The organism is Actinomadura syzygii, from assembly GCF_008085905.1.
Lineage (GTDB): Bacteria > Actinomycetota > Actinomycetes > Streptosporangiales > Streptosporangiaceae > Spirillospora > Spirillospora syzygii.
Genome location: NZ_VSFF01000002.1, coordinates 15,616 through 37,144 on the forward strand (window position 1 = coordinate 15,616; position 21,529 = coordinate 37,144).

22 protein-coding genes are annotated in these 21,529 nt (G+C 71.9%); 15 read left to right on the plus strand and 7 right to left on the minus strand.

The genetic code is table 11. The annotated features are described in order from the left end of the window. Positions 1 to 11: 11 nt before the first annotated feature. Together FXF65_RS04235 and FXF65_RS04240 are read right to left on the minus strand one after the other, a co-directional pair. Complete coding sequence (locus FXF65_RS04235) at positions 12 to 1,991, minus strand: sensor histidine kinase (RefSeq protein ID WP_148348386.1); 1,980 nt, start codon at positions 1,989 to 1,991, stop codon at positions 12 to 14. Between the two features lie 381 nt (positions 1,992 to 2,372). Continuing rightward, positions 2,373 to 2,798, minus strand: a complete 426-nt coding sequence (locus tag FXF65_RS04240) for a hypothetical protein (RefSeq protein ID WP_148348387.1) — start codon at positions 2,796 to 2,798, stop codon at positions 2,373 to 2,375. A gap of 245 nt (positions 2,799 to 3,043) precedes the next feature. On the opposite strand from FXF65_RS04240, the gene FXF65_RS04245 reads away from it, so the two are divergent. The 14 genes from FXF65_RS04245 (at position 3,044) to FXF65_RS04310 (ending at position 15,708) form a co-directional block, all read left to right on the plus strand. Continuing rightward, on the plus strand, positions 3,044 to 4,015 hold the full coding sequence (locus FXF65_RS04245) for a DUF2207 domain-containing protein (protein ID WP_148348388.1): 972 nt from the start codon (positions 3,044 to 3,046) through the stop codon (positions 4,013 to 4,015). Positions 4,016 to 4,194: 179 nt separating this feature from the next. Further along, entirely contained in the window at positions 4,195 to 5,343 is a 1,149-nt protein-coding gene (locus FXF65_RS04250) for a glycosyltransferase family 4 protein (RefSeq protein WP_148348389.1), read from the plus strand. A gap of 295 nt (positions 5,344 to 5,638) precedes the next feature. Next, positions 5,639 to 6,139 (plus strand): Cg1360 family ATP-synthase-associated protein, encoded by a 501-nt coding sequence (locus tag FXF65_RS04255; RefSeq protein ID WP_148348390.1) that lies wholly within the window; start codon positions 5,639 to 5,641, stop codon positions 6,137 to 6,139. Positions 6,140 to 6,226: 87 nt separating this feature from the next. Continuing rightward, on the plus strand, positions 6,227 to 6,451 hold the full coding sequence (locus FXF65_RS04260) for a hypothetical protein (protein ID WP_148348391.1): 225 nt from the start codon (positions 6,227 to 6,229) through the stop codon (positions 6,449 to 6,451). A gap of 61 nt (positions 6,452 to 6,512) precedes the next feature. Continuing rightward, on the plus strand, positions 6,513 to 7,307 hold the full coding sequence (gene atpB / locus FXF65_RS04265) for a F0F1 ATP synthase subunit A (RefSeq protein ID WP_148348392.1): 795 nt from the start codon (positions 6,513 to 6,515) through the stop codon (positions 7,305 to 7,307). Between the two features lie 102 nt (positions 7,308 to 7,409). After that, positions 7,410 to 7,649: an ATP synthase F0 subunit C gene (atpE, locus tag FXF65_RS04270; RefSeq protein ID WP_148348393.1), complete on the plus strand. Its 240-nt coding sequence runs from the start codon at positions 7,410 to 7,412 to the stop codon at positions 7,647 to 7,649. 31 nt (positions 7,650 to 7,680) lie between these two features. Further along, a complete protein-coding gene (locus FXF65_RS04275) occupies positions 7,681 to 8,238 on the plus strand; it encodes a F0F1 ATP synthase subunit B (RefSeq protein ID WP_187412086.1) in 558 nt (185 codons plus the stop codon). Then, positions 8,235 to 9,056, plus strand: coding sequence for a F0F1 ATP synthase subunit delta (locus FXF65_RS04280; protein ID WP_148348394.1), 822 nt, complete (start codon positions 8,235 to 8,237; stop codon positions 9,054 to 9,056). The genes FXF65_RS04275 and FXF65_RS04280 overlap by 4 nt, the downstream gene beginning before the upstream one ends. A gap of 38 nt (positions 9,057 to 9,094) precedes the next feature. Further along, a complete protein-coding gene (gene atpA, locus FXF65_RS04285; RefSeq protein ID WP_148348395.1) occupies positions 9,095 to 10,729 on the plus strand; it encodes a F0F1 ATP synthase subunit alpha in 1,635 nt (544 codons plus the stop codon). Between the two features lie 5 nt (positions 10,730 to 10,734). Continuing rightward, positions 10,735 to 11,628, plus strand: coding sequence for a F0F1 ATP synthase subunit gamma (locus tag FXF65_RS04290; RefSeq protein ID WP_148348396.1), 894 nt, complete (start codon positions 10,735 to 10,737; stop codon positions 11,626 to 11,628). 2 nt (positions 11,629 to 11,630) lie between these two features. Continuing rightward, positions 11,631 to 13,061, plus strand: coding sequence for a F0F1 ATP synthase subunit beta (atpD, locus tag FXF65_RS04295; protein ID WP_148348397.1), 1,431 nt, complete (start codon positions 11,631 to 11,633; stop codon positions 13,059 to 13,061). A gap of 69 nt (positions 13,062 to 13,130) precedes the next feature. After that, complete coding sequence (locus FXF65_RS04300; RefSeq protein ID WP_148348398.1) at positions 13,131 to 13,517, plus strand: F0F1 ATP synthase subunit epsilon; 387 nt, start codon at positions 13,131 to 13,133, stop codon at positions 13,515 to 13,517. A gap of 48 nt (positions 13,518 to 13,565) precedes the next feature. Beyond that, positions 13,566 to 14,030 carry a DUF2550 domain-containing protein gene (locus FXF65_RS04305; protein WP_148348399.1) on the plus strand — a complete coding sequence of 155 codons (465 nt, stop codon included), beginning with the start codon at positions 13,566 to 13,568 and terminating at the stop codon, positions 14,028 to 14,030. 151 nt (positions 14,031 to 14,181) lie between these two features. Next, the gene (locus FXF65_RS04310) at positions 14,182 to 15,708 is read left to right on the plus strand and encodes a M20/M25/M40 family metallo-hydrolase (RefSeq protein ID WP_148348400.1); all 1,527 of its coding nucleotides are present in this window, start codon (positions 14,182 to 14,184) and stop codon (positions 15,706 to 15,708) included. Here the strand turns inward: FXF65_RS04310 and FXF65_RS04315 are convergent. Together FXF65_RS04315 and FXF65_RS04320 are read right to left on the minus strand one after the other, a co-directional pair. After that, complete coding sequence (locus FXF65_RS04315) at positions 15,705 to 16,640, minus strand: DUF4097 family beta strand repeat-containing protein (RefSeq protein WP_148348401.1); 936 nt, start codon at positions 16,638 to 16,640, stop codon at positions 15,705 to 15,707. The genes FXF65_RS04310 and FXF65_RS04315 overlap by 4 nt on opposite strands. A 146-nt stretch (positions 16,641 to 16,786) precedes the next feature. Further along, complete coding sequence (locus FXF65_RS04320) at positions 16,787 to 17,413, minus strand: cob(I)yrinic acid a,c-diamide adenosyltransferase (RefSeq protein ID WP_148348402.1); 627 nt, start codon at positions 17,411 to 17,413, stop codon at positions 16,787 to 16,789. A 70-nt stretch (positions 17,414 to 17,483) separates the two neighbouring features. On the opposite strand from FXF65_RS04320, the gene FXF65_RS04325 reads away from it, so the two are divergent. Further along, positions 17,484 to 19,079, plus strand: a complete 1,596-nt coding sequence (locus FXF65_RS04325; RefSeq protein WP_148348403.1) for a GMC family oxidoreductase — start codon at positions 17,484 to 17,486, stop codon at positions 19,077 to 19,079. 62 nt (positions 19,080 to 19,141) lie between these two features. Here FXF65_RS04325 and FXF65_RS43485 read toward each other — a convergent pair whose 3' ends face one another. From FXF65_RS43485 to FXF65_RS04335, 3 genes are all read right to left on the minus strand, one after another. Continuing rightward, the gene (locus FXF65_RS43485; protein ID WP_187412158.1) at positions 19,142 to 19,294 is read right to left on the minus strand and encodes a hypothetical protein; all 153 of its coding nucleotides are present in this window, start codon (positions 19,292 to 19,294) and stop codon (positions 19,142 to 19,144) included. A gap of 140 nt (positions 19,295 to 19,434) precedes the next feature. Then, positions 19,435 to 19,920, minus strand: coding sequence for a GNAT family N-acetyltransferase (locus FXF65_RS04330; protein ID WP_148348404.1), 486 nt, complete (start codon positions 19,918 to 19,920; stop codon positions 19,435 to 19,437). A 40-nt stretch (positions 19,921 to 19,960) separates the two neighbouring features. After that, on the minus strand, positions 19,961 to 21,460 hold the full coding sequence (locus tag FXF65_RS04335; RefSeq protein ID WP_148348405.1) for an aldehyde dehydrogenase family protein: 1,500 nt from the start codon (positions 21,458 to 21,460) through the stop codon (positions 19,961 to 19,963). Between the last annotated feature and the right edge of the window lie 69 nt (positions 21,461 to 21,529).

The following is a 21,529-nucleotide window of genomic DNA, read 5'->3' on the forward strand; positions in this document are numbered from 1 at the left end:
CGGTGCCTCCCTCATTGCGCTCCATCGCGTTTCATCGCGCTCCATCGCGTTTCATCGCGCTCCATCGCGTCCAGGAGCCCTCGCATCTCGGTCAGGGCGGCCCGCGCCTGCCCGGTCACCGTGCGGAGGGCCGCGGCCGCGTCGTCGTCCGTGCCGGTCAGACCCGTCTCGGCCGTCGTCACGAGCCGCGCGGTCCGGTCGAGGACGGTCCCGTTCAGCCCGGCCGCGACGCGGATCCGCTCGGCGTGCACGGCGGTGCCCGTCCGCGTGGTGACGGTGTCGATGATCGCGTCCCCCCAGCGCCGGCTCCGCGCCGCGACGGCGAGGCCCCACGCCCAGCCGCCGAACGTCGCGGGCGCCGTGCACACGACTGCGAGCACCAGCCCGAACGTGAACGCGACCGGGATCTCGGCGCCCGTCGCGGCCGTCCGGTCGGCGGCCAGCGAGAGGCCGAGGCCGATGCCCCACGGGAGCGGCGCGACGAGCGCCGCGGGCCACGTCCGCCGCCCGTCCGGGTGGTAGCACGCGACCGAGTAGACGGCGACGAGCAGGGCGGGGGAGGCGAGGCCAAGCGCGTTCAGCGCGTCCGGCGACCACAGCGCGCACGCGGCGGCGAAGGCCGCGTGCGCCGAGACGACCGCCGCCTGCGCGGTCCGCGGGCGGCGCCGCCGCCACCACAGCGGGACCGCGCCGAGCACGAGCACGGCCGCGGCCAGCGCCGTCCCCGCCGCGGTCGGGCCCTCGACCAGCGGCTCCGGCGGGACGAACGCCAGGAGCGGCGACGCCGCGCAGACGACGACCGTCACGGCGTCCAGGACCTCCGGCCAGCCCCAGCCGATCCGGGAGCCGGCCGTCGTCGGAAGGCGTGCCTCGACCGCCCAGCCGCCCGACGCGGTCGGTCCGGCGGTGAGCGCGCCGCCCAGCTCGGCCGCCCGGCCGCGCATGCCGCGCACGCCCCGTCCGCCTCCCCGCGTGGGCACGGCCCCGCGGCCGGGGCGCTCGTTCTCGACGCCCACCCGGACCGCCCCCGGCTCGTAGCGGACGGTCACCCGCACCTCGGCGCCGAACGCGTGCCGCGTCGCGTTGGTGATCGACTCCTGGACGATCCGGTACGCGACCGCCGTCACCTCGGCGGGCAGCCTGCGGGCGCGCCCTTCAAGCGTCAGGGACACCGGCACGCCCATCCTGCCCAGGCCGTGGCAGAGGCCGGGCAGCAGTTCCCGCAGCCCGCCGCCGTCGGCCCGCGGGCCCGCCAGGTCCGCGAGCGCGCTCAGCGACCCCAGCACCTCGCGGCCGGTCCCGGCGGCGACCGCGAGCGCCTCGCGGACCAGCCCGGGGTCGCCGACCCGGACGGCCGCCCCGGTGTGCACGACGACGGCGCTCAGGTGATGGCCCGCGACGTCGTGGACCTCCCGGGCGAGGCGCGCGCGCTCCGCGTCCGCCGCCGCGCGGGCCTCCCGGTCGACGTCGGCGAGCCGGTCGAACAGCTCCCGCCGCCGCGCCGCGTGCTGCCGCCGGAGCTGGCCGAACGCCGTGATCCCCAGGTAGAGGGCCGCGTTCAGCAGCACGCCGGACAGCACGTCGCCGGGCCCCGCGGCGGTCGGCAGGTACGCCGTGGACGCGACGGCCCAGGCGGCGACGCAGCCCAGGACCGCGGGGCGCGGCCCGCGCAGCACCGCCAGCGAGTACAGGGCGACCCCGTCCGCGGGCCCGCCGATCGCGGTGGTCGCGTCGCCGGACGCGACGAGGCCGATCGCGGTCAGCGCGATCGCGGCCGCGAGGGTCGGCACGGGCGCGACGCGCCGCCACGCCAGCGTCCCGGCCCCGAGGACGATGGTGATCGTCACCGCCGTCCAGCGGCCCGTCCCGAGGGGATCGCCGCTGCCGTCGGTGAAGAGCCAGGTGAGCGGAATCTGGGAGCCCGCGACGAGGAACGGGACGCCCCAGTCGGCAATGCGCGGCCATTGCCGGGGGTTTTCGTCCGTCCGCACGGGATGACCCTAAGACCTTTCCTCGGGCTTGGGTGACGCTTGAACGTCGCGCCTCCCCGGTTTTCGCGAGGAAGCGCAGACGGGACGACTTGTGCGTCCGACTACTACGCGCATTGTCGTGCCTGGCCGTGCTCGCGGCGGTGGAGGACGGCGGGGTCGGCACGAGGGCGGCGAGGCTCCGCAGCAGGTCACGGCGGCTCACCTGGAACCGAGCAGCCGGTTCCAGGATTTCTGGGGCGCTCTATACGGGGGCCCAAGGCCGTCCCCCATCCAGATTGGTCGAGGACGCCACCCGCTCAGAGGTGCGGAAATGGTGAAGGCCCCGCCGGGCCGGGCGGGGCCTCGCGTAAGTCGGTTACGCGTGGTCACTCACGCGAGGGCTCAGAAGAGCTTCTTGCCCTTGCCGTAGAGGTACTTGCCGGTCTTCTTGTTGCGACCGCACTCCTGCACCCACAGGTGGCTGCTGTAGCTGGACTTCGCGCTGATGGCCACGGTGCCCTTGCCGTCGAAGTTGTACGTGCTGCCGCTCGACGTGGTGGCGATGATCTTGTGGCGCGACCAGTACTGCTTGCTGCCCTCGGTGAACAGGAACCGCACGCAGGCGGTCCAGCCGTTCTTCGCGGAGTCGCGCAGGTAGCCCTTCACGTAGGTGCTGCCGCCGCTGCGGGAGTAGGTGCCCCACGCGCTGATGTTCGAGTACGAGTTGTACGGGGCCCAGCTGGTGGCCGCCTCCGCGGGCGTCCCGACGGCGGCCATGCCCGCCATCAGGGTGCCGGCGGTCAGCGCCACGGCTGCGATACGCCGCATAGATCCTCCATGATCAGACTTGGTTAGCGACGGATAACCTAGCAGGGCCGACAAGATCATCTTTATCGTATTTTTAGGCTGTGACCAGGGAAGGTCGAAATCTTCGATCATGCGAACCTGGAGGCGGCCGCGGGCGTCCAAGGGTCCGGGAGGTCGTCCGCGGGCGTCCCGGCGGATCCGGTCCGCCGGCCTCGCGGGCAGTATCGGCGGCGTTACGCGGACGCGCGGACCGCAACGATGCCACCATGCCTGACGTGCGTGGCCGTGTCCGGGGGCCCGCGATCACCGCGGGCGTGCTCCTGCTGACGACCCTCGTCCTCGCGCTGCCCGCGTCCGCCGCGGCGGGGCCCGCGCCGAGTGAGATCATCCCCACCTACGACGTCGTCCTCACGCTGGGCGGGGACGGGGTGCTGTACGTCCGGGAGACGATCACCTATGACTTCGACCGGAGCGGGGAGCACGGGATCGTCCGGCGGGTCCGGTTCCGGCACGGCGACCGCGTGTACGACGTGCGGGACGTGCGGGCCGGGTCGTCCACGGGCGCGCCGTCCAGGGTCCGCACGACGCGGTTCCTGAACGACGTGCAGATCAGCGTCGGCGACCGGCGCCGGGAGGTGCGCGGCCGCCAGGCGTACGTGATCGAGTACGCCGTGGCCTGGGCCTTCACCCCGCGCGCCGACCACGACGAACTGGTCTGGGACGCGATCGGCACCGGCTGGAGCGTCCCGATCGCGAACGCCGCCGTCCGGGTGGAGGCGCCGGTGCCGCTGCGCCGGGCGACCTGCCGGGCGGGCGTCCCCGGCGCGACGACCCGCTGCCTGCGCGACCGCGACGGCCCCTACGCGGTGGACTTCCTGCAAGGCGCGCTCGCCCCGCACGAGGGGATGACGATCAAGGTCCGGCTGCCCAAGCACGCGGTCGCCGTCCAGCCGCCGCGGTACGTCCCGCCGCACTGGACGGGCGGCTGGCCGGGCACCGCGCTGCTCGCGCTGTCGGTCGCGGTCGTGCCGCTGCTGGCGCGCCGTCCGGCGCCCCGCCGGGCGGCCGGGGCCGGCCTCGCCGCCGCCGGGTTACTGCTGGTCGCCGCGGACGCGGGCGACGACATCGCGGCGCACGGGGCGTGGGCGTTCTCACTCGGCGACCGGTGCCTCGCCGGGCTCGCGCTCATGATCGTGGGCGCCGGGATCCTGTGCGCGGACCGGCCCAGGATGGTGTGAGTCGGGGCGAACGCCCGCGGATGAGGACTACAGTTGGTCGGTCGCGACGCGAACGGATCGTTCCGGCGGGCCGTCTTCATAGGTGACGGGGCCGCGCAGGTGACGGTCCGCGCGTACGGGGCATCGGAACCGGACAGCGAAGACACGACGGCGATCGGCGGAGGGGAGGCGCAGGGAGAGTGCGGGAATACCTGCTCGCCATCCTCGTCGCCGCGCTCGTCTCCTACCTGCTGACCCCCTCGGTGCGCAGGTTCGCGGTGTGGTTCGGGGCGCAGGCCGTGCCGCGCGAGCGCGACGTCCACGTCATCCCGACGCCCCGGCTCGGCGGCCTCGCGATGTTCGGCGGGATGGTGGCCGCGCTCGTGGTGGCGACCGGGCTGCCGGAGATGCGCAAGGTCCTCGCGGACGGCGACATCAACGTGACCAGGGCGTTCCTGCTGTCCGGCGGGCTGATCGTGCTGATCGGCATCGCCGACGACCGCTGGGAGGTGGACGCCCTCACGAAGTTCGCCGGGCAGGTCGCCGCCGCCGGGATCTTCATCATGCAGGGCATCCAGGTCTACGCGCTGCCGCTGCCCACCGGGGAGTCGCTCACGCTGCCGCCCGCCTACGGGGTGCCGCTGACCGTACTCGTCGTGGTCGCGACGATCAACGCCGTCAACTTCATCGACGGGCTGGACGGCCTCGCCGCGGGCGTCGTCGGGATCGCGGCGCTCGGCCTGTTCTCCTACGCCTACCTGCTGTCGCGCGTGAACGGGCTGACCACGCTGTCGGCCGCCACGCTCATCGCCGCCGTGCTGTTCGGGATGTGCGCGGGCTTCCTGCCGCACAACTTCAGCCCGGCCAAGATCTTCATGGGCGACACCGGCTCGATGCTGATCGGGCTGCTGCTCAGCGCGTCCACGATCATGCTGACCGGGCAGTTCGACCCGACGGTCCTCACCAACGGGCTGTTCCCGTTCTTCGTCCCGATGCTGCTGGTCCCGGCGGTGGCCGCGATCCCGTTCATCGACATGCTGCTCGCCGTGTGGCGCCGCACGAACCAGGGCCGCTCGCCGTTCGCGCCGGACAAGCAGCACCTGCACCACCGCCTGCTGGAACTCGGCCACTCCACCCGCCGCGCCGTGCTGATCATGTACGTCTGGGTGGGCCTACTCGCGTCCGGCCTGATCGGGTTCGCGCTGATCGACGCCGCCTGGAAGGTCCTCGGCATCACGGTGGGCGTCGCGGTCGTCGGGCTGCTGCTGATGTTCGGCAAGCCGCGCCGCAGGTCCGTCCCGCCGCCGGACGGGGAGCAGCCCGCCCAGCGTCCCGCGATGCGCGTCTGATCCGGCGCGTCTGATCGGGCGCCCCACGACGCGGGTCCGACCGGCGTCCTGTTTCGTCCCGAAAATCGTAGGTTTGACCGTGCCTTGTAGCGGTAGGGGTTCGGGTCGTCCTCCTCGGTAACGATGGGCTGGACCCCCGGCCTGGGCTAGGGTCCGGGGGGACGGGTGTGACCCGGAGTAGCGCGTGGGAGCCCGCGCGGCGCATTACCTCTAGGGTAATTGTGGACATTCCGGACGCTTGTGATACCTTTCACGAACAAGAGACGACCACTGAACGTGACCAGCCGGAGCCCTCATGCATACCTCCGACGCCCGGATGCTCCGCGGCGCCGCGATCCCGACCTCGGTCGTCGGGGTGGGCGCCGTACTGATCGGCCTGCTGGCCGCCGGCGCCAAGGGCGCCCTCGCGGCCGCACTGGCCACCGTCGTGGTGATCGCCTTCTTCTCGGTCAGCGCGCTGGCGGTCTCCTGGGCCGGCAAGATCTCCGCGCAGACCATGATGATGGCCGCGCTCGCGAGCTACGTCGTGAAGATCCTCGTCATGATGGTGCTGGTCACCCTGGTGGCCGAGGTGACCATCTGGAACACCAAGGTCTTCGGCTGGACGGTCATCGCGCTCGCGATGCTGTGGATCGCCGCCGAGTTCCGGGTCGCGCTGCAGCGCAGGCCCTACATCGACGAACCCCGAGCAGACGCCCCCCAAGCGACCGAGTCCGACGACCGCGAGCACCGGGCCGGTGAGTCGCGGGACGACGGCGCCGCCGAGCCGCGGAACGTCCTGGACCGGAGTCCGTGATGACTCCGCCACGGACGGTGCGGCGCCCCTTCGGGGACTACTCCAATATGACCACCGCAGGCATGGCCTGCTATCGTCCGGAGCGCGATGAGCGAGCAGAAACGTCGGCCGGAGGACGGCCAACGGGAATTCGCCGACGCCGCATGGTCCGTGCCCAGCTACCTGCTCTCCGGGATCATCATCTGGGGCGGTCTGGGATGGCTGCTGGCCGAATTGACGGACCAGACCTGGCTGATCTTGGTCGGCGTGGTCATCGGCGCCGGGCTCGCCATCTACCTGGTCTACCTGAAGTACGGTCGCCACTCCCTCTGAGCGGCGCCGCCGCCGAGGAAGCCTTTGTGTCACATCACAACATTGATGAAGGGAACGCCGCGTGAACGCGCTGACGGTCCTCGCCTCCGGAGGGGATAAGTTCGAGGCCCCCGGGACGGAGCTGTTCGACTTCCCGCCCCTCTTCCCCGGCGGCCCCGCCTGGCTAACCAAGCCCGTCTTCTTCGCGGTGTTCGGCGCGCTCGTCGTGTGCGTCGTGTTCTGGATGGCCTTCGCCAAGCCGAAGCTCGTGCCGCGGGGCATGCAGAACGTCGGCGAGGTCGGCTACATGTTCGTCCGCGACCAGATCGCGCGCCCGTTCCTGGGCAAGAACACCGAGCAGTGGATGCCGCTGCTGCTGACGCTGTTCTTCATGGTCTGGATCTGGAACATCTTCTCGGTCGTCCCGATCATCCAGTTCCCGATCGCGTCGCACATCGCGTTCCCGGCCGTCCTGGCGATCTTCGTGTACTGCGTCAAGGTGTACCTGGGCTTCAAGCACCAGGGCCCGGTGAAGTACTTCACGAACATGATCCCCAAGGGCCTGCCGCTCCCCGTCTACTTCCTGCTGGTGCCGATCGAGTACCTCTCGACCTTCATCATCGCCCCCTTCACCCACGCCGTCCGGCTCTTCGCCAACATGTTCGCCGGGCACATGATCCTGGCGTTCTTCAGCCTCGTCGGCTTCTGGTTCCTGTTCGAGAAGCCCACGGCCGCCGGGTTCGGGATCGGCCTCGTCGGCGTGGTCGTCACCATCCTGCTGACCGCCTTCGAGCTGCTGATCCAGTTCCTGCAGGCGTTCCTGTTCGCGATGCTCGCCGCCATGTACATCCAGAGCGGGCTGCACGCGGACCACTGAGCCCCTGGGTCGTGCGGCGCCCCCTCGGCGCCGGGCCCGTCCGACAACCTCGTAAGCCAGACCGGCGGAGACTCCGCCGGCCGACAGAAAAGGAAAGAACCCATGACGGGAGCCGTCCTCGCCGCCGGACTCGAAGGCAACGTCACCGCGATCGGCTACGGCCTCGCGGCCATCGGCCCGGGCATCGGCATCGGCATCATCTTCGGCCAGGGCGTGAACGCGATCGCCCGCCAGCCCGAGCTGACCGGCGTGATCCGCACCAACATGATGCTGGGCTTCGTCCTCACCGAGGCGCTCGCCCTGATCGGTCTGGTCGCGCCGTTCATCTTCAAGAGCATCTGATCACGCTTCCCACCCGAGGAGGGCTGTAGGCATGATCGAAGCAGCGTCCGTCCTTGCGGCGGAGAACAACAACCCTCTGCTTCCGCACCCGTTCGAGCTCGTCGTCGGCATCTTCTCGTTCCTCGTCGTCCTCATCGTGGTCGGCAGGATCCTCGTCCCGCGGCTGCAGCAGACGCTGGAGGAGCGCACCCAGGCCATCGAGGGCGGCCTCGAACGCGCCGAGCAGGCGCAGAAGGAAGCCCAGCAGGTCCTTGACCAGTACAAGGCCCAGCAGAAGGCGGCCGCGGTCGAGGCGTCGAACGAGCGCCGCAAGGCCGAGGAGCAGGGCGCGCAGATCATCGCCCAGGCCAAGGAGCAGGCCCAGGTCGAGGCGCGCCGGATCGTCGAGAACGCCAAGGCGCAGATCGAGGCGGAGCGGCAGCAGGCGCTGCAGTCGCTGCGCGCCGAGATCGGCACCCTGTCGGTCGAGCTGGCCGGACGTGTCGTGGGCGAGTCCCTTGAGGACAGCGCGCGGCAGAGCCGGGTCGTCGACCGGTTCCTTGAGGAGCTGGAAGAGCGCGCTCGCACGCAGGAGCAGATCACATCATGACCATCACGGGAGCGGTGAGCAGGGCGTCGCTGGCCGAGGCCAGGGAGCGGCTGGAGGCGGCCATCCCCTCCGCCGACCTGGCCCGGCTCGGCGGTGACCTGTTCGCGGTGCTGCACCTGATCGACCGCGAGCACGGGCTGCGGCGGGCGGTCTCCGACCCGGCGCGGGCCGGGGCCGACAAGGCGCAGCTCGTCCAGATCCTGCTGGAGGGCAAGGTGTCGCCGGCCGCTCTCGGGCTGGTCGCCGACGTCGTCCGGCTGCGCTGGTCGTCCCCCTCGGAGCTGTCGGACGCGGTGGAGGCCCTCGCGGTCACCGCCGAGGCCGCCCGCGCCGAGGCCGACGGGCGCATCGACGACCTGGAGGACGAGCTGTTCCGGTTCTCCCGCGTCGTCGAGGGCGAACCGGAACTGCGCGGCGCGCTCGCCGGGCGGTCCCTGCCCGACGAGCGCAAGCTCGGGCTGGTCAACGCGCTGCTCGAGGGGAAGGTCACCGAGGCGACGCTGACGCTGGTCACCGAGCTGGCGCTGCGTCCGCGAGGACGTAGCCTGGAGGCGGGGCTCGCCGAGTACGGCAAGCTCGTCGCCCAGCGCAGGCAGCGGCTGGTCGCGCTCGTGCGGACGCCCGCCGAGCTGCCGGAGGCGCAGCGCACCCGGCTCGCCGCGGTGCTCGCCGCCGCCTACGGCCACGAAGTACACCTGAACATCGAGATCGACCCCACGGTGATCGGCGGCCTGTCGATCGAGATCGGGGACGAGATCATCGACGGCACCATCGCCGGACGGCTGGACGACGTCCGCCGGCGGCTCGGCCCCGGTTGAGACCGGTAGAGCTGACTCTAGGGAGCAAGAGAGGAATCATGGCGGAGCTGACGATCCGTCCGGACGAGATCCGGAACGCGCTGGAGCGCTTCGTCCAGTCGTACGAGCCCGAGGCCGCCGCGCGCGAAGAGGTCGGCACCGTCGTCGATTCCGGCGACGGTATCGCCCACGTCGAGGGCCTGCCCTCCGCGATGGCGAACGAACTCCTTGAGTTCGAGGACGGTACCCGTGGCCTGGCTCTGAACCTGGACGTGCGTGAGATCGGCGCCGTTGTCCTCGGCGACTTCAGCAAGATCGAGGAGGGCCAGAAGGTCCGCCGGACCGGCGAGGTGCTGTCCGTCCCCGTGGGGGACGGCTTCCTCGGCCGCGTCGTCGACGCGCTGGGCAACCCGCTGGACGGCAAGGGCCCGATCGAGACGACCGAGCGCCGCGCGCTCGAACTGCAGGCCCCCACGGTCGTGCAGCGGCAGTCGGTCAGCGAGCCGCTGCAGACCGGCATCAAGGCCATCGACGCGATGACGCCGATCGGCCGCGGCCAGCGCCAGTTGGTCATCGGTGACCGGCAGACGGGCAAGACGACCGTCTGCGTGGACACCATCATCAACCAGAAGGAGAACTGGGAGTCCGGCGACGCGACGAAGCAGGTCCGCTGCATCTACGTCGCGATCGGCCAGAAGGGCTCCACGATCGCCAACGTCCGCCGCTCCCTGGAAGAGGCGGGCGCGCTGGAGTACACCACGATCGTGGCGGCGCCCGCGTCCGAGCCGGCGGGCTTCAAGTACATCGCCCCCTACACCGGGTCGGCGATCGGCCAGCACTGGATGTACCAGGGCAAGCACGTCCTGATCATCTTCGACGACCTGTCGAAGCAGGCCGAGGCCTACCGCGCGGTGTCGCTGCTGCTGCGCCGCCCGCCGGGCCGCGAGGCGTACCCGGGCGACGTGTTCTACCTGCACTCCCGGCTGCTTGAGCGCTGCGCGAAGCTGTCCGACGAGCTGGGCGCGGGCTCGATGACCGGCCTGCCGATCATCGAGACCAAGGGCAACGACGTGTCGGCGTACATCCCGACGAACGTCATCTCCATCACCGACGGGCAGTGCTTCCTGGAGACGGACCTGTTCAACCAGGGCGTCCGGCCGGCGATCAACGTCGGCATCTCGGTCTCCCGGGTCGGCGGCGACGCGCAGATCAAGGCGATGAAGCAGGTCGCCGGCACGCTGCGGCTCGCGCTGTCGCAGTTCCGCGACCTGGAGGCGTTCGCCGCGTTCGCGTCCGACCTGGACGCCGCGTCCCGCGCGCAGCTCGACCGCGGCGCCCGCCTCGTGGAGCTGCTGAAGCAGCCGCAGGGCAGCCCGTTCCCGGTCGAGCAGGAGGTCGTGTCCGTGTGGTCGGGCACGTCCGGCGAGCTGGACGACGTCCCGGTCGCCGACATCCGCCGCTTCGAGCGCGAGTTCCTCGACTACGTCGAGCGGGAGGAGAGCGGCCTGCTGACCTCCATCCGCGAGACCGGCAAGCTCTCCGACGACGCCCTCCAGGCCCTGAAGAACGCCATCACGGAGTTCAAGAAGGGCTTCCAGACCAGCGAGGGCGAGCTGCTGGCCGAGGAGTCGGTCGAGCCGCTCGCGGACGAGGACGTCGAGCAGGAGACCATCACCAGGGTCAAGAAGGACTGACGGCGATGGCCCAGATTCGCCAGCTTCGGCAGAAGATCAAGTCGGTCAAGTCGACCGCCAAGATCACTCGTGCCCAGGAGATGATCGCGACCTCGCGGATCGTCAAGGCCCAGCAGGCGGTGGCGGCGTCCAAGCCGTACGCCGACCAGATCACGCAGGCCCTGTCCGCGCTGGTGAGCCATCATGTCGGGATCGACCACCCGCTGCTCCAGGAGCAGCCGGCCGACAACCGCAGCGCGGTCCTGATCATCACGAGCGATCGCGGGTTCTGCGGCGCCTACAACGCCAACGTGATCCGCGAGGCGGAGGCGCTGATCGCGCGGCTGCGGGAGGAGGGCCGCGAGCCCGTCCCGTACGTCATCGGCAACAAGGGCATCACGTGGTACCGGTTCCGCGGCCGCGAGGTCGCGGAGACGTGGCACGGGTTCACCGACCGTCCGGACTTCCCGAGCGCCGAGCGGATCGGGCGGCGCCTCACCGAGGACTTCCTCAAGACGGACGCGGACGGCGGTGTCGGCGAGATCCACGTGGTCTACACCCAGTTCGTGTCGATGCTGACGCAGGAGGTCCAGGTCAGAAGGCTGCTCCCGCTGGAGATCGGGGAGTCGGCCTCCGACCGGGTGCCGCCCGCGTACGAGTTCGAGCCGTCCGCCGCGGCGGCGCTCGACCTCCTGCTGCCCAACTACGTCGAGAGCCGCATCTTCCACATGCTGCTCCAGTCGGCGGCGTCGTTCCACGCCTCGGTGCGGCGGGCGATGAAGTCGGCTACGGACAACGCCAACGAACTGGTCGGGGTCTACACGCGCCAGATGAACCAGGTGCGGCAGGCCGCGATCACCCAGGAAATCAGCGAGATCGTCGGTGGCGCTGACGCGCTCGCCGAGTCTGGCGGGGAGTGAGAATGACTGCTCAGGTAGAGACGGCGACCGCGACCGGGCGCGTCGCCCGGGTCATCGGCCCGGTCGTCGACGTGGAGTTCCCCGCGGACGCCATTCCGGAGATCTACAACGCCCTCAAGGTCGAGGCGACCCTCGGCGGCGAGACGCAGACCCTGACCCTGGAGGTCGCCCAGCACCTGGGCGACAACATGATCCGGGCCATCTCGATGAAGCCGACCGACGGCGTGGTCCGCGGCGGCCCGGTGGTCGACACCGGCGAGTCCATCGCGGTGCCGGTCGGCGACGTCACCAAGGGCCACGTGTGGAACGCCCTCGGCGAGGCGCTGGACGTCCCGACCGCGTCCCTTGAGGTCAACGAGCGCTGGGGGATCCACCGCAAGGCGCCCGCGTTCGACCAGCTCGAGTCGAAGACGGAGATGCTGGAGACCGGCATCAAGGTCATCGACCTGCTGTGCCCGTACGTGAAGGGCGGCAAGATCGGCCTGTTCGGCGGCGCGGGCGTGGGCAAGACGGTCCTCATCCAGGAGATGATCCGCCGTGTCGCCCGCAACTTCGGCGGCACCTCGGTGTTCGCCGGCGTCGGCGAGCGCACCCGCGAGGGCAACGACCTCTGGGTGGAGATGGCGGACGCGAACGTCCTGAAGGACACCGCGCTCGTGTTCGGCCAGATGGACGAGCCGCCGGGCACCCGGCTCCGGGTGGCGCTGTCCGCGCTGACGATGGCGGAGTACTTCCGCGACGTCCAGAACCAGGACGTGCTGCTGTTCATCGACAACATCTTCCGGTTCACCCAGGCGGGTTCGGAGGTGTCGACGCTGCTCGGCCGCATGCCGTCCGCGGTGGGCTACCAGCCGACGCTGGCGGACGAGATGGGCGTGCTCCAGGAGCGGATCACCTCGACGCGCGGCCACTCGATCACCTCGATGCAGGCGATCTACGTGCCCGCCGACGACATCACCGACCCGGCGCCGCACACCACGTTCGCCCACCTGGACGCGACGACCACGCTGTCCCGCGCGATCACGGAGAAGGGCATCTACCCCGCGGTGGACCCGCTCGACTCCACGTCCCGGATCATGGACCCGCAGATCCTCGGCAACGAGCACTACGACGTCGCCCAGGAAGTGATCCGGATCCTGCAGAAGTACAAGGAGCTGCAGGACATCATCGCCATCCTCGGCATCGACGAGCTCTCCGAGGAGGACAAGGTCACCGTCCAGCGGGCGCGGCGCATCGAGCGTTTCCTGTCGCACCCGATGTACGTGGCCGAGCAGTTCACCGGCCAGCCCGGCGAGACGGTCCCGAAGGACGAGACCGTCGCGTCGTTCAAGGCCATCGCGGAGGGCAAGTACGACCACCTGCCCGAGCAGGCGTTCTTCATGTGCGGCGGCATCGAGGATGTCGAGAAGAAGGCCCGGGAGCTGCAGAAGTAGTCCGCTCGGCCGGGGCCGCCAGCGCGGCGGCCCCGGCCGGGTCGTGGGAGGCCGTGGGAGGAAGCAGACGTGGCAAACCTTAAGGTCGGCCTGGTGTCGCCGGAGCGCGAGATCTGGACCGGCGAGGCCAGGATGGTGGTCGCCCAGACCGTCGAGGGTTCGATGGGCATCCTGCCGGGGCACGCCCCGGTGCTGGGCATCCTCCTGGACGGCAGCGTGGTGAAGATCGAGCCCGCCGACGGCGGCGAGCCGATCTCGGCGATGGTCGGCAGCGGGTTCTTCTCCGTCGCCGCCGACGAGGTGTCGGTGCTGGCCGAGCAGGCCGAGCTGGGCGACGAGGTCGACGTCCCGGAGGCGCGGCAGGCGCTGGAGAACGCGCTCGCCGCCGAGGACGAGGACGCGACGCGCGAGCGTCGGGCCCGGGCGCGGCTGCGCGCCGCGGGCATCGAGGCCTGATCGAGGCATAGGCGCCCGGCGCGGCGGCACTGACGGACGGCGGGGGATTTGGGCGAACACCTGGCACTCGACGCGGGCGGGGTGCTCGCCGCGGTCGTCCTGCTGGTCGCGCTGCTGTTCGTGTCGATGGCGGTGCGCCGCCGGCTGTTCACCCGCGGCGGCGGCGCCGTGGAGTGCTCCCTCCGGGAGCTGTCCCTGGAGGGCGGAGCCCCCGGAGTGTGGCGGCTCGGCATCGGTCGCTACAAGGGCGACGTGCTGCATTGGCACCGCGTGTTCGGATTCCGGTCCAGGCCCCGGCAGGTGATCCACCGCCGGGGCCTCGTCGTGTCCAACCGGCGGAGCCCGGACCCGGACGAGGCGGCGGGCCTGCCGCCGGACGTCAGCGTGATCGAGGTCAGGAACGGCGACCTCGTGGTGGAGCTGGCGATGGGCGCGGCGGCGCTGACCGGGTTCCTCGCGTGGCTGGAGGCGGCGCCGCCCGGCCTGCCGGTGGAGCTGCACCCGCCGGAGTGACGCGGGTCCCCGCCCGGCCCCGCGCAACGGCCAGGAAGCGGTAAGGCGGCGGTATCGATACGGCGTGGACGCGGCGCCGCCGCTTGAGGAGACGGCCCCTGACCAGCAGGCTCGCTGCTGCCCAGCTCCGTCTCCGATCGCAGGAGTCCACGTGCGCAAGCTGCTCACCGGCGCCTTCGTGGCGTTGCCCGCCGCCGTTCTGCCCGCCGCCCTCGCCCCGGCGGCGTCGCCCGCGTCCGGGGCCGCGCCGGGACGTCCCGACCTCGCGGCGCTGGTCACGGTGCGGGACGCCGAGGCGCACCTGCGGGCGTTCCAGGAGATCGCCGACTACAACGGCGGGAACCGCGCGGCCGGGACGCCCGGCTACGACGTGTCGGTGAACTACGTGGCCGGACGGCTCCGCAAGGCGGGCCTGACGCCGACGATCCAGAAGTTCTCCTACCCGTACTGGGCGGAGCGGTCGGACGCGGTGCTGGCGCGGACGGCGCCGTCCAGGGCGTCCTACCGGCTGGGCGACGACTTCGTGACGCTCGCGTACTCGGGGGCCGGGGACGTGACCGCCCCCGTGACGGCGGTGGACCTCCCGGCGCGCGGGGAGGGGACGAGCGGCTGCGAGAAGGACGACTTCCGGAGCTTCCGCAAGGGTTCGATCGCGCTGGTCCAGCGGGGGACGTGCACGTTCGAGACGAAGGCGGACCGGGCGCGGGCGGCGGGCGCGTCCGCCGTCGTGGTGTTCAACGGGCCGGGCGAGCGGGGGCCGGTGCGGGGGACGGTGAACCGCCCGGCCGCGCTGCCGGTGGTAGGCCCGAGCCACGCGGTCGGCGTCGCGCTGGCGCGGGCGGCGGCGCGCGGCGGCGGGCTGCGGCTGCGCGTGCGGACCGACACCGTCCAGGGCAGGCGGACGACCTCCAACGTGATCGCCGACACCGAGCAGGGGCGCGCGGACAACGTGGTGCTGCTCGGCGCGCACCTCGACAGCGTCCCGGACGGGCCGGGGATCAACGACAACGGCACCGGCGCGGCGGCGCTCCTCGCCATCGCCGCGAAGATCGAGAAGCTGGGCGACGCCGGGCTGCGGAACCGGGTCAGGTTCGCGTTCTGGGGCGCCGAGGAGGAGGGCCTGCGCGGCTCGGCCCACTACGTGACCTCGCTGCCGCAGTCCCGCCGCCGCCAGATCGCGCTGAACCTGAACTTCGACATGCTCGGCTCGTCCAACGGGGTGCGCGGCGTGTACGACGGGGACGGCTCGTCGCGCGCCGGCGTCCGCGGGCCCGCCGGGTCGGGCGCGATCGAGCGGATGTTCCGGCGGTACTTCGCCGGTCGCCGCCTGCCGACCGCCGAGAGCGAGTTCAACGGGCGCTCGGATTACGGCCCGTTCATCGAGCACGGCATCCCGTCCGGCGGCATCGAGACCGGCGCGGACGGGGTGAAGACGGCGGCCGAGGCGAAGGCGTTCGGCGGCCGGGCGGGCAAGGTGTACGACCCGTGCTACCACTCCCGCTGCGACCGGTTGAGGAACGTCGACCTCAAGCTGCTCGACACGAGCCTGGACGGCGTCGCGTACGTCACCCAGCACCTGGCCCGCACGACCGTCGCCGTCAACGGCGGCGCGAGGCTGGGCGCCGTCCGGACCCCGTCGTCCGGGCTCGACCGGCGCGGCCCGTACCTGGTCCGCTAGGCGGGCGAGACGGTCAGGGCGCCGTCGCCGCTGCGGAGCTGGATCGTGCGCGTGGACCGCGAGTCCTGGTGGACGCCCGGGTCGATCCGCTCGGCCCCGTCGCCGCTGGTCAGCGTGATCGCGTAGCCCTCGCCGCGCGGCACGCGGACGTGCACCGGCCCGTTCCCGCTGGTCGCGCGGACGCTTGTGGGCGCGGCGGCGAACCGCAGGTCGATCGGCCCGTCGCTGGTCTTGGCGGAGATCCGGTCGGTGGTCAGGCCGCGCGCGTCGATGCCGCCGTTGGAGGTGCGGATGTCGGCGACGGTCACCCGCCCGGCGACGCTGATGTGCCCGTCGCTGGTCCGCGCGGTCAGCCGGTCGGCGGTGAGGCCGGTCGCGGTGATGGGGCCGTTGTCGCTCCGCAGGTCGGCGGTCGCGGCGTGGCCGGAGACCTCGATCGGGCCGTCGTCGGAGCTGAGCGTCACCGACGTCGCGCGCAGGTCGGTGACCTTGAGGGCGCCGTTGTCGGTGTGCAGTCTCACCGTCCCGCCGAGGCCGGACGCGACGATCTTGCCGTCGTCGTTGTCGACCTCGACCGGGGTGCCGCGCGGCACCTCGATGCGGTACGAGACGCCGCAGCCGGTGCCGCTGAGCCCGACGACGACCTTCGCGCACTTGGACGTCAGCGCCAGCGTGCCGCCCTCCGCCACATGGCGGGGCTCGGGCTTGTTCTTGTCGTTCGACCAGGTCAGCCGCTCCCGCACCTTGATGCCCGGTGCGTCGGACCCGGTGATCTCCACCCGGCTGCCGCCCGAGCGGATCTTCAGGGCGGTGGTGCCCGCGGGCGCGCTGTAGGTGCGGTCCTCCTGGTGCGCGCCGAAGCTGAGGTTGCCGCAGCCGACCAGCGTCGCCGCGGCCGCCGTCAGCACGGCGGTGAACGTCAGGGTCCTCACGTGGTCACTCCCCGGTGTAGCAGTGCGCCCTCAGGGAACCAGCCTGCACCGCATGGGGATGCCGCCACCAGGAGGCGAACCGGTCATCCGGGGGTAGGGCTAACCCCACCCCCGGGCGGGCGGCCCCCCCGACGGGCGGCGCGGCGTCAGCGTTCCCCGCCGGGCTTCCACAGGACGTCGCCGTGCTCGGCGTTCGCGACCCGGCACAGGATGAACAGCAGGTCGGACAGGCGGTTGAGGTAGCGGGCGGTGAGCGGGTTCACGCCGCCGACGGGCGCGTCCGGGTCGTCCGCGGCGGCGGCGCCGTGCGCCTCGATCGCCGCCCAGGCGGTGCGTTCGGCGCGGCGGGAGACCGTCCGGGCGACGTGCAGCAGCGCGGCACCGGGCGTCCCGCCGGGGAGGATGAAACTGCGCAGCGTCGGAAGCGCCTCGTTGTGCTCGTCGCACGCCGCCTCCAGCCGCTCGACGTAGGACGGCTCCACCCGCAGCGGCGGGTACTGCGGGTCGGGCACGACCGGCGCGCACAGGTCGGCGCCCACGTCGAAGAGCTCGTTCTGGACGCGGAACAGCAGCGCCGCGACGTCCGCCGGGAGCGCGCCGAGGGCGATCGCCGCGCCGATCGCGGCGTTGGCCTCCTCGACGTCGGCGTAGGCGGCGAGCCGCGGATCGGTCTTGCGGGTCCGGGACGCGTCGCCGAGCGCGGTGGTGCCGTCGTCGCCGGTCCGGGTGTAGATCTGCGAGAGCACGACGGGCTTGTCCCTGTTCTTCGCCATGGCGATCACACTAGCGCCGGGTGCTGAAGCCCGTTCGGTAGGGTTTCCGGAAATACTCCCGGAGGGCGCCGTGTACGACTACATCATCGTGGGAGCGGGCAGCGCGGGCTGCGTCCTCGCCGCCCGGCTGACCGAGGACCCGTCCGCGAAGGTCCTCCTGCTGGAGGCGGGCCCGCCCGACGACGCCCCGGAGATCCACATCCCGGCGGCGGTCGCCGCGCTGATCAAGGGCCCGTACGACTGGGACTACGCGACCGTCCCGCAGGAGCACGCCGCCGGCCGCAGCGTGTACTGGCCGCGCGGGCGGACGCTCGGCGGCAGCTCGTCCACCAACGCGATGATCTACATCCGGGGCGCCCGGTACGACTACGACACCTGGCGCGACTCGCACGGCTGCGACGGCTGGGGCTACGAGGACCTGCTGCCCTACTTCCGCCGCGCCGAGGACCAGCAGCGCGGCGACATCCCCTACCACGGCGTCGGCGGCCCGCTCCGCGTCGAGGACCTGCGCTACCGGCACCCGCTGACCCGCGCGTGGGTGCAGTCGGCGAAGGCGTACGGCCTCGCCGCGAACTCCGACTTCAACGGCGCCGAGCAGGACGGCGTCGGCTTCTACCAGGTCACCCACCGGCGGGGACGGCGCTGGTCGACCGCCGCCGGATACCTGCACCCGATCGAGCACCGGCCGAACCTCACCGTCGTCACCGACGCGCTCGCCACCCGCGTCGTGATCGAGGACGGCCGCGCGGTCGGCGTCCGGTACGAGGCGCGCGGCGAGACGATGTCGGCCCGCGCGGGCACCGAGGTGATCCTGTCCGGCGGGGCGGTGAACAGCCCGCAGCTGCTGATGCTCTCCGGCGTCGGCCCCGCCGACCACCTGCGCTCGCTCGGCATCGACGTCGTCGTCGACTCCCCGGTCGGGCAGCGGCTCCAGGACCACCCGTTCGTGAACGTCATGTTCGCCACGCCCCGCACCAAGGCGCTCTGGGAGCTGGCCAACGCGCGCACGTTCGCGCTGTACCAGGCGCTGGGACGGGGGCCCTACGCGTCAAACGTCGCCGAGGCGGGCGGGTTCGTCCGGACGGTCGAGGGCCTCCCCGCGCCCGACCTCCAGTACCACGTGCTGCCGACGCCGTTCGTCGACCAGGGGCTCACCGAGTCGTCCGAGCGGCTGCTGTCGGTCCTGGTCACGGCGGTCGCGGTCGCCAGCCGGGGCGCGCTCACGCTGCGCTCGGCCAGCCCGTACGCCAAGCCGCTGATCGACCCCGCCTACCTCTCGGACAAGGCCGACCTGGACGTCCTCGTCGCCGGGGTCCGGCAGGCCAGGGAGATCGCCGCGACCGGCCCGCTGGCCTCGCTGACCGGCGGCGAGTGGGCGCCGGGGGAGCAGGTCGACGACGACGAGGCGCTGGTCGCGTTCGTCCGCCGCGAGTGCGCCACGCTGTTCCACCCGACGAGCACCTGCGCGATGGGCGGGGACGACGCCGTCTGCGACCCGGAGTTGCGCGTCCGCGGCGTCGAGGGGCTGCGGGTGGTGGACGCGTCGGTCATGCCGTCCGTCCCGCGCGGCAACACCAACGCCCCGACGATCGCGATCGCCGAGCGCGCCGCCGACCTGATCCGCGGCCGTACCCCGCTGAAGCCCGCCAACGCCGGCAAGCCCTGAAAATGAGTGACGCCCCCGTCCTTGGGACGGGGGCGCCTGGTAGTCGGTACAGGGCGGCGGGGTCACCGCTTCAGCGCCTTCGCGATGCGGACGCGACGCGCCTGCCTCGCCTCCTTCCGCAGCACCTGTACGCGGTCCTTGATGATGACGTTGCTGAACTCCGGGCGGATCATCTGCTTCTCCTTGTTCTCGCCGGTCCCCTCGTGGCCCGACATGTACAAGGTTCGTCCTAAGGCCCCACCCTCAACATCGGGACGACGCCTTATCTAGGCGCCCTATCCCGCCTTAGGCGACCGCCCCGCGTCCTAGGCGGGCAAGGGCCGGGTGAACGCGGGGTTACGGTCCTTGATCGGCCTCAGGGGACCTCGACGAAGCCGAGGCGGTCGTAGAGGCGGCGGGCGCGGCGGTTCCGGCGGGTCACCGCGAGGGTGAGGGCGTCGTGGCCCTGCTCGGCCAGGGCGTGCATGACCGCTTGGACCAGCGCCTGTCCGAGGCCGTTCCCGGCGTGGGAAGGGGCGACGAACAGGAACGCCAGGAGCGGCACGTCGCGGTAGAGGGTTACGAGGGCGCCGGCGACCGGTCGTTCGTCGTACTCGGCGACGAACGACGCGGCGGGCAGGAACGTGCCGTACTCGCCGTCCATGGTGAGCCGCACCTCGCGCACCGCGCCCGTGATGCTGCCGACGTCGGGCTCGTCGGGGGTGCCGCGGTAGGCGTCCCACATCAGGGCGGCGAGCGCGGGAAGGTCGCCGTCGGCGAGCGGCCGGACGCCGGGCGGTGGCGGGGGCGGCGTGCCGAGCGCCGCCTGGAGGCGGCTGCGCACGGGCGTCCCGGAGGTCATGGCGCGGGGTCCAGGCGGTTCACGGCGGCGTCCCCGCCGGTCAGCGCTTGTAGCGGCGGCCGTGGATCATGCTGATCAGGCCGAGCACGCGGGCCATCTCCTTCTCGCTCCGGTCGAACGAGGTGAGGTTCATGGACGCGAACCGCTGCCGGGTGATCGCCTTCGCCCGGGTGAACTCGCGCAGCCCGTCCGCGCCGTGGATGCGGCCGAAGCCCGACTCGCCGACCCCGCCGAACGGCAGCGCGGCGACCTGCGCGAACGCGGCGAACGCGTTGATCGACGTCATGCCGGAGCGCATCCGGCGGGCGACGTCCATGGCGCGGGACCGGTCGCCGGAGAAGATCGTCCCGGCGAGGCCGTAGTTGACGCGGTTGGCCTTCTCGACGGCCTCGTCGAGGTCCTTGACGCGGTGGACGGTGATCGTCGGGCCGAACGTCTCCTCGGACACGGCGGCCGAGTCGTCCGGCACGTTCGTCAGGACGACCGGCTCCACGTACGGCTTGCGCACCGACTCCGCGCCGCCGACGACGGCCTTGCCGCCCTTGGCGAGGGCGTCCTTGATGTGGCGTTCGATGACGTCGAGCTGGCCGGGCATCGTGATGGGGCCGTAGGCGGCCTCGCGGTCGAAGCCGGGACGCAGCCCGGCCGCCTTCTCGGTGAGCTTGCCGAGGAACTTGTCGTAGGCGTCGTCCACGACGTAGATGCGCTCGACGCCGATGCACGTCTGGCCCGCGTTCGACATGGCGCCCCACAGCGCCGCGTCGGCGGCGGCGTCTAGGTCGGCGTCGGAGTCGACGATGCAGGCGTCCTTGCCGCCGCACTCGGCGACGATCGGGGTGAGGTTCTCCGCGCACGCGGCCATCACGCGCTTCGCGGTGCGGGCCGAGCCGGTGAACGCGAGCTTGCCGAGGCCCGGCGAGGAGGCCAGCGCCGAGCCGGTCTCGCCGAACCCGGTGACCGTCTGCAGGACGGGGTGCTCCGGCACGACCGCCGCGACCAGCTCCGCGAGGTACACGCCGACGCCGGGGGTGAACTCCGACGGCTTGAACACGACGGTGTTCCCGGCGGCGAGCGCGTAGGCGATCGACCCCATCGGGGTGAAGACCGGGTAGTTCCACGGGCCGATCACGCCGACGACGCCGACCGGCTGGTACTCCAGCACGCACTTCTGGTTGATCGCCATGATGCCCGGGTAGACGCTGCGCGGCCCGAGGACCTTCTGCGCGTTGCGGGCGGCCCAGTCCAGATGGGTGATCGCCATGATCGTCTCAAGCTGGGCGTCCTGCACCGGCTTGCCGGTCTCCTGGTGGACGAGTTCCGCCATCCGGCTCAGGTTGCGGGTCAGCGACCCCTTGATGTTCAGCAGCCGGAGCCTGCGCTCCTTCCAGCCGAGGGCGCGCCACCATTCGGCGGCCTCCCGGGCCCGCTCGACCGCCGCCGCGACGGCGGCCGCGTCGTGGACGGGGTGCTCGGCGACGACCTCACCGGTGGCCGGGTTCAGCGACCCGAACGTCTCGGTGTTCTCCGTGGTCACGGACATGCGGGACCTCCCGGGAGGAGCCTGGTGTAAGTGACTGCTTGCAGTGTCGGTACTGGCTAGTAAACCACC

Excerpts from the sequence above, each read along its gene's own strand:
- FXF65_RS04290 (WP_148348396.1), top strand. The coding sequence starts at position 10,735 with ATGGCCCAGATTCGCCAGCTTCGGCAGAAGATCAAGTCGGTCAAGTCG.
- atpD (WP_148348397.1), top strand. The coding sequence starts at position 11,631 with ATGACTGCTCAGGTAGAGACGGCGACCGCGACCGGGCGCGTCGCCCGG.
- atpE (WP_148348393.1), top strand. The coding sequence starts at position 7,410 with ATGACGGGAGCCGTCCTCGCCGCCGGACTCGAAGGCAACGTCACCGCG.
- atpA (WP_148348395.1), top strand. The coding sequence starts at position 9,095 with ATGGCGGAGCTGACGATCCGTCCGGACGAGATCCGGAACGCGCTGGAG.
- FXF65_RS04240 (WP_148348387.1), bottom strand. The coding sequence starts at position 2,798 with ATGCGGCGTATCGCAGCCGTGGCGCTGACCGCCGGCACCCTGATGGCG.
- FXF65_RS04275 (WP_187412086.1), top strand. The coding sequence starts at position 7,681 with ATGATCGAAGCAGCGTCCGTCCTTGCGGCGGAGAACAACAACCCTCTG.
- FXF65_RS04245 (WP_148348388.1), top strand. The coding sequence starts at position 3,044 with ATGCCTGACGTGCGTGGCCGTGTCCGGGGGCCCGCGATCACCGCGGGC.
- FXF65_RS04335 (WP_148348405.1), bottom strand. The coding sequence starts at position 21,460 with ATGTCCGTGACCACGGAGAACACCGAGACGTTCGGGTCGCTGAACCCG.
- FXF65_RS43485 (WP_187412158.1), bottom strand. The coding sequence starts at position 19,294 with ATGTCGGGCCACGAGGGGACCGGCGAGAACAAGGAGAAGCAGATGATC.
- FXF65_RS04260 (WP_148348391.1), top strand. The coding sequence starts at position 6,227 with ATGAGCGAGCAGAAACGTCGGCCGGAGGACGGCCAACGGGAATTCGCC.
- FXF65_RS04320 (WP_148348402.1), bottom strand. The coding sequence starts at position 17,413 with ATGGCGAAGAACAGGGACAAGCCCGTCGTGCTCTCGCAGATCTACACC.
- FXF65_RS04330 (WP_148348404.1), bottom strand. The coding sequence starts at position 19,920 with ATGACCTCCGGGACGCCCGTGCGCAGCCGCCTCCAGGCGGCGCTCGGC.
- FXF65_RS04255 (WP_148348390.1), top strand. The coding sequence starts at position 5,639 with ATGCATACCTCCGACGCCCGGATGCTCCGCGGCGCCGCGATCCCGACC.
- FXF65_RS04280 (WP_148348394.1), top strand. The coding sequence starts at position 8,235 with ATGACCATCACGGGAGCGGTGAGCAGGGCGTCGCTGGCCGAGGCCAGG.